The sequence below is a fragment of the Teichococcus wenyumeiae genome (assembly GCF_003696345.1).
Taxonomy (GTDB): Bacteria; Pseudomonadota; Alphaproteobacteria; order Acetobacterales; family Acetobacteraceae; genus Pseudoroseomonas; species Pseudoroseomonas wenyumeiae.
Map to the genome: position 1 here is coordinate 62,348 of NZ_RFLX01000021.1, position 6,076 is coordinate 68,423.

The 6,076-nt window shown below is 67.2% G+C and carries 3 protein-coding genes and 1 pseudogene; all 4 read left to right on the top strand.

Annotation, left to right across the window (positions count from 1 at the left end):
• Nucleotides 1–220: 220 nt before the first annotated feature.
• The 4 genes and pseudogenes from EBE87_RS20975 (at nt 221) to EBE87_RS20990 (ending at nt 5,700) form a co-directional block, all read left to right on the top strand.
• The gene (locus tag EBE87_RS20975) at nt 221–1,693 is read left to right on the top strand and encodes a M81 family metallopeptidase (protein WP_120638097.1); all 1,473 of its coding nucleotides are present in this window, start codon (nt 221–223) and stop codon (nt 1,691–1,693) included.
• Nucleotides 1,694–1,705: 12 nt separating this feature from the next.
• A pseudogene (locus tag EBE87_RS20980) lies at nt 1,706–3,291 on the top strand (ABC transporter substrate-binding protein).
• 4 nt (nt 3,292–3,295) lie between these two features.
• Nucleotides 3,296–4,771: an amidohydrolase family protein gene (locus EBE87_RS20985; RefSeq protein WP_120638098.1), complete on the top strand. Its 1,476-nt coding sequence runs from the start codon at nt 3,296–3,298 to the stop codon at nt 4,769–4,771.
• Nucleotides 4,771–5,700: a CobW family GTP-binding protein gene (locus tag EBE87_RS20990; protein WP_120638099.1), complete on the top strand. Its 930-nt coding sequence runs from the start codon at nt 4,771–4,773 to the stop codon at nt 5,698–5,700. Before EBE87_RS20985 ends, EBE87_RS20990 begins: the two co-directional genes overlap by 1 nt.
• The last annotated feature ends 376 nt before the right edge of the window (nt 5,701–6,076 follow it).

Consider the following 6,076-nt stretch of genomic DNA (forward strand, 5'->3'; position numbering starts at 1 on the left):
CAACATTCGGTAGCGATCACGCCGGCCGGATCACGTATTTCCTTGCGACTGCGGCATCCGCTCGCCTCTGCTCCGACGGGGTGGAGCCAGTGGAATGCGTACTCCCGCCTTCAGGTTGACGTACCCGGCAAGGCGGTTTCAGTATCGAACAACTCTGGATCAACTGGAGGTGCCTCGCACCGAAAAGGCCGGGGGCGAAACGGCTGGAGAGCATTGAGACGTGCGGATTTTTATCGCGGGCTTGGCGACCGAAACCAATACCTTTTCCCCTATCCCCACCGGCTGGGCTGGCTTCAAGGAGGGGCGGCTCTGGTTTCGCAACGATGGCAGCCGCAACCCGCCCGTGGCCGGCAACGTGCCGCTGATCGCCTGGCGCCGCCTGGCGGAGGCTGATGGGCATGAGGTGGTGGAAAGCATCTGCACCTCCGCCCAGCCCGCCGGCACCACCCTGCAGCATGTCTATGAAGGGCTGCGGGACATGCTGCTGGAGGATCTGCGGCAGGCAGGGCCGGTGGACGTTGTCCTGCTCTCCATGCACGGTGCCATGGTCGCCCATGGCTATGACGATTGCGAGGGTGACACGCTGGCCTGCGTGCGCGCGGTGGTCGGCACCGACACCAAGATAGGCATCGAGCTGGACCTGCACTGCCATCTGACGGAGCTGATGCGCAGCAGCGCGGATGCCATCATCACCTACAAGGAATACCCGCATACCGACATGGCCGAACGGGCCGAGGAGCTTTATGCCCTCTGCACCCGGGCGGCGCGGGGCGAGGTGCGGCCTGTCACCGCTTATCATGACTGCCGCATGGTCAGCATGTGGCGCACGCCGGCCGAGCCAATGAAATCCTTTGTCGCCCGCATGCAGGCGCTGGAAGGCAAGGACGGCATCCTGTCCATCTCCTTCGGCCACGGCTTCCCTTGGGGCGACGTGGAGGAAGTGGGGGCCAAGATGGTCGTCATCGCCGATGGCGACATGGGTAAGGCCCAGGCCCTGGCGAAGGCGCTGGGCGATGAGATCTGGGCCATGCGGGAAGCAACCTCCACCCGCCATGACACGATCGACGAGGGCATCGACCATGCGCTGGCCAGCCCGGGCGGGCCGGTGGTGCTGGCCGATGTCGCCGACAATGCGGGTGGCGGCGCGCCCTCCGACAATACCGCTATCCTGCGCCGCCTGGTGGAGCGGGGCGTCAAGGGCGCGGTGATCGGCTGCTTCTGGGACCCGCAGGCGGTGCAGTTCTGCCGGGAGGCCGACGAGGGCGCGAGCTTCCTGCTGCGCATCGGCGGCAAGTGCGGCCCTTCCTCCGGCGATCCTGTGGACCTGATGGTGACGGTGCGGAAGATCCATCCTAACTTCACCCAGACGGGGCTGAGCGGCGGGCGCGCCGGCCTGGGGCCGAGCGTCTGGGTTTCGGCGGAGGGCATCGACATCGTCCTCACCAGCACGCGGCAGCAGACCTTCGCGCCGGACGCCTTCACCGGCCTCGGCATCACGCTGGAGGACAAGGCCATCGTCGTGGTGAAGTCGACGCAGCACTTCCACGCCGCCTTCGCGCCCGTCGCGCGGGAGATCCGCTATGTGGCTGCCCCCGGCGCCATCCCGCCGGACTATGCGAACATCCCCTACACCAAGCGCACGCGTCCGTTCTGGCCGCGCGTGGCTGACCCCTTCGCGCCAGCCAACTCCTAGGAGCACGACGAGATGCCTGCCCCGACCCGCCGTGCCCTGCTGGGTGCAACCGCTGCGGTGGCATTCGCACCGGCGCTCGCCCGCCCTGCCCTGGCGCAGAACAACAAGGCGCTGCGCTTCGTGCCGCAGTCCGACCTTGCGGCGCTCGACCCGGTCTGGACCACCGGCTACGTGGTCCGCAACCACGGCTACATGGTCTACGACACGCTCTACAGCATGGATTCCAGGTTCCAGCTGAAGCCGCAGATGGCCGAAGGCCATGCGGTGACGGATGAGGGGCGCACCTGGACCATCCGCCTGCGCGAAGGGCTGAAGTTCCATGATGGCGAGCCGGTGCGCGCGCGGGATTGCGTGGCCAGCATCCGCCGCTGGGCCGCGCGGGATGGCTTCGGCGCCACCCTCATGGCGCAGACGGATGAGCTTTCGGCGGTGGATGACCGCACGCTGCGCTTCCGGCTGAAGGCGCCCTTCCCCTTGCTGGCCGAGGCGCTGGGCAAGCTCTCCAGCCCCGTGCCCTTCATCATGCCGGAGCGGCTGGCCCAGACCTCGCCGCAGGAGCAGATCCGCGAAGCAGTCGGTTCCGGCCCCTTCCGCTTCCTCAAGGAGGAGTGGGTGGCGGGCAGCCAGGCCGCCTATGCCAGGTTCGACGGCTACGTGCCGCGCGATGAGCCGGCCGACGGCGCCGCGGGCGGCAAGCGCGTCTTCGTGGAACGGGTGGAATGGAAGGTGATCCCGGATGCCTCCACCGCCGCTTCCGCCCTCTCGACCGGAGAGGTGGACTGGATCGAGAATGCCTCCGCCGACCTGCTGCCCATCCTGCGGCGCTCCCGCGACATCACCGTCACCACGCGCGATCCGCTGGGCGTCTATGTGTTCCTGCGCTTCAACCATCTCTACCCGCCCTTCGACGACGTGCGGGTGCGCCGCGCGGTGCTGCATGCGATGAATCAGCCAGATTACCTGCAGGCGATGGTGGGCGACCCGTCCCTGTTCAGCGAGTGCAAGGCCTTCTTTCCCTGCGGCACCCCCTCTCGGCCGGCGCCGGCGGGGAGGTCATGGACGGCAACATGGACCGGGCGCGCGCCCTGCTGAAGGAAAGCGGCTATGACGGCCGCAAGGTCGTCATCATCTCACCCACCGACATGCCCTTCCTGGCGCCGCTCGGCGACATGACGGCGGATCTGCTGAAGCGGCTGGGCATGAATGTGGAGCTGGTGGCCACCGACTGGGGCACCGTGCTGGCCCGCCGCGCCTCCCAGAAGCCGCCTGAGGAAGGCGGCTGGAACATCTTCCACACCACCGCCGTGGCGCCCGAGTTCATGAGCCCGGCGTCCCATCTCGCCCTGCGCGGCAATGGGCGCGCCGGCTGGCCCGGCTGGTTCACTGACCCGAAGCTGGAGGACCTGCGCAACACCTGGCTCCGCGCCGATGGCGAGGCAGCGCAGAAGGCCGTGGCCGCAGAGATGGAGCGCGAAGCCTTCCAGAGTGTGCCCTACGTGCCCATCGGCACGATCCAGCAGCCCACCGCTTATCGTAACTCGCTGAAGGACGTGTTGCCGGGCACCGCGCCCGTCTTCTGGAATGTGCGCAAGGCCTGATCCCATGCATGACATCATCCTCCGCAACGGCCGGCTGCTGGACCCCGAGACGGGGCTGGACGCCATCGGTGACGTTGCCATCCGCGACGGCCGCATCGTCGCCACCGGACAGGTGGAGGGCGCGGCGGCGCGGGAGATCGACGCCTCCGGCCTCTGCATCGCGCCCGGCTTCATCGACCTGCACGGGCACGGGCAATCCGTCCCCGCCGACCGTATGCAGGCCTTCGATGGCGTGACCACCTCGCTGGAGCTGGAGGTGGGCGTGCTGCCGGTGGATGCCTGGTACGAGAAGCAGGTGCAGTCCGGCCGCGTGCTGAATTACGGCACCGCCGTCGCCTGGGTTTCCGCCCGCATCGCCGCGATGACCGGCATGCAGCCCGAGCCGGAGCTGGGCTTCATGGGCCGCGCCACGCGCCAGCGCCGCTGGATGGACGAGGTGGCGACGGATGCCGAGGTGGCAGAGGTGCTGCACCGGGTGCGGGAGGGGCTGGACCAGGGCGGCATCGGCATCGGCCTGCCCAGTGCCTATGCCCCTGGCACCGGCGTGAAGGAGATGTCCCTTGTCTGCAGCCTGGCGGCGGAACGCGGGGTGCCGACCTATACGCACATCGCCTATATGTCGAATGTCGATCCCAAAAGCTCGATCGAGGCCTATACGCGGCTGATCGGCTATGCGGGCTCGACCGGCGCGCATATGCACATCTGCCACTTCAACAGCACCAGCCTGCTGGATGTGGAGCGCTCGGCGGAACTGGTGCGCAAGGCGCAGGATCTCGGCCTCAAGATCACCGTGGAGGCCTATCCCTACGGTTCCGGCTCCACCGTGCTCGGCGCCGCCTTCTTCACCGACCCGGCCTTTCCTGAGCGCACCGGGCGCGACTACGGCGCGGTGCAGATGGTCTCCACCGGCCACCGCTTCACCTCGCGGGAGGAGCTGGTGGCGGCGCAGGAGGAAACGCCTGCCTCGCTCGTGCTCTTCCACTTTCTGGATGTGGACGTGCAGCCGCGGCACCAGGAGCTGCTGGATGTCTCCATCCTTTATCCCGGCGGCGCCATCGCCTCTGACGCCATGCCCTGGACCCTGCCGGATGCCTCCGTCTACACCGGTGATGCATGGCCGCTGCCGGAGGAAGCTTCTTCCCATCCGCGTTCCTCCGGCACCTTCACGCGCTTCCTGCGGCAGTACGTGCTGGACCGGAAGACGATGCCGCTGCTGGACGGCATCGCCAAATGCACGCTCATCCCCGCCCGTATCCTGGAGGAGAGCACGCCCCAGATGCGCCGGAAGGGGCGGCTGCAGCCTGGCTGCGACGCCGACATCGTGGTCTTTGACGCCGCAACGCTGCGGGACCGCGCAGACTTCCGCACCATGAACCGCGCGGCCGAGGGCATGCGCCACGTGCTGGTGAACGGCGTTCCGATCATTGCCGATGGCGTGCTGGATACCGCGCCACGGCCGGGCCTGCCGGTCCGGCGCTGATGCCGGTTCCGGTCCTGCTCGTCACCGGCTTTTTGGGGGCCGGCAAGACAACGGTCATCAACCACCTGCTGACGAACGCAGCTGGAAAGCGGCTGGCGGCGGTGGTGAACGACTTTGGCGCCATCAACATCGATGCGGAATTGCTGGCTGGCAGCGCCGATGGCGTGGTGGCGCTCCAGAACGGCTGCATCTGCTGCACCCTGCAAGGCGACCTGCTGCGCACCCTGTCCCTGCTGTTGCGGCAGGAGCCGCCGCCAGAGGGCATTGTTATCGAGACCAGCGGGGTGTCCGACCCCGCGGAAGTCGTGCGCAGCCTGCTGGACCCGGTGATCTGGCGGGAGGCTGCACTGGACGCCGTGCTCTGCGTGGCCGACGCTCGGGCGCTGACGGACCGGCCGCCGTTGCTGGAGGATGCACTTCTGCTTTCCCAGCTACGTTCGGGCGACTTCATCCTGCTCAACAAGGCCGACACGGTGACGGCGGAGGAACTGGCCGCGCTGCGCACCCGGCTCTTTGCCCTGTTGCCGGCAAGGACGGTGCTGGAAGCAGTCCAGGGCGCTATTCCGGCCGGGCTCTTCTTTGCCGACGAACCGCCCGAGGCACCAGACCGTGCGGTGCCGGTCGTCTCCCGCTTCTCAACACCAGGCTTCGAAAGCCTGAGTTGGACGGCGGACCGCCGTCTCTCCTTGCCTCGCTTCCAGATGGCGGTCAGCCGCCTTGCACCCCGGCTGGCTCGGGCAAAGGGGATCCTGCGCTTCGAGGGGCAGGAGAAACCCATGCTCTTCCAGATGGTCGGAGAACGCGCGACCTTCGGCGCCGCGCCGCCCTCTCCGTCCGGCAGCGCGATGGTGCGGCTGGTCTTCATCGCGGAGAACGGCAGGCTGCAGGCCGACATGGTGCGCGCGATGCTGGAGGAATGCGTCGCCTGAGCGGCCTCCGACAATTTGGATAGCCTTCCTTCAACAGCGAAGATCTACCTGATGTTCGGTGCCAGGCACGTCCGTGTAGGCTTGCTTGCCGCTTGTCCGGCATGCATGCCCTGGGGTGCCGCCCGACGATCGAGAAGGCCATGCAGCCGTCGTGGCCGAGGTTTGGCAGCAACGGCTTGTCCGGGACTAACGCCATGGATGAACTGCTTCTTGGGCAGCGAAAAATTCGTGGCAGTCTGGATCGCAGATGACGTATCGGGGATAGGGCCAAGGCAGCCATCAAATAACCTGAGCTAGGCTCAGGACCTATTAATGAGCCTCTTGAGCTTTGATCTTGCTGTGATTCCATGGCGTCGGAGGTGCTGCCATGGCTGAC

What these genes read in the sequence shown, in the direction of transcription:
- EBE87_RS20985 (WP_120638098.1), top strand. Translation starts at nt 3,296, where the DNA reads ATGCATGACATCATCCTCCGCAACGGCCGGCTGCTGGACCCCGAGACG.
- EBE87_RS20990 (WP_120638099.1), top strand. Translation starts at nt 4,771, where the DNA reads ATGCCGGTTCCGGTCCTGCTCGTCACCGGCTTTTTGGGGGCCGGCAAG.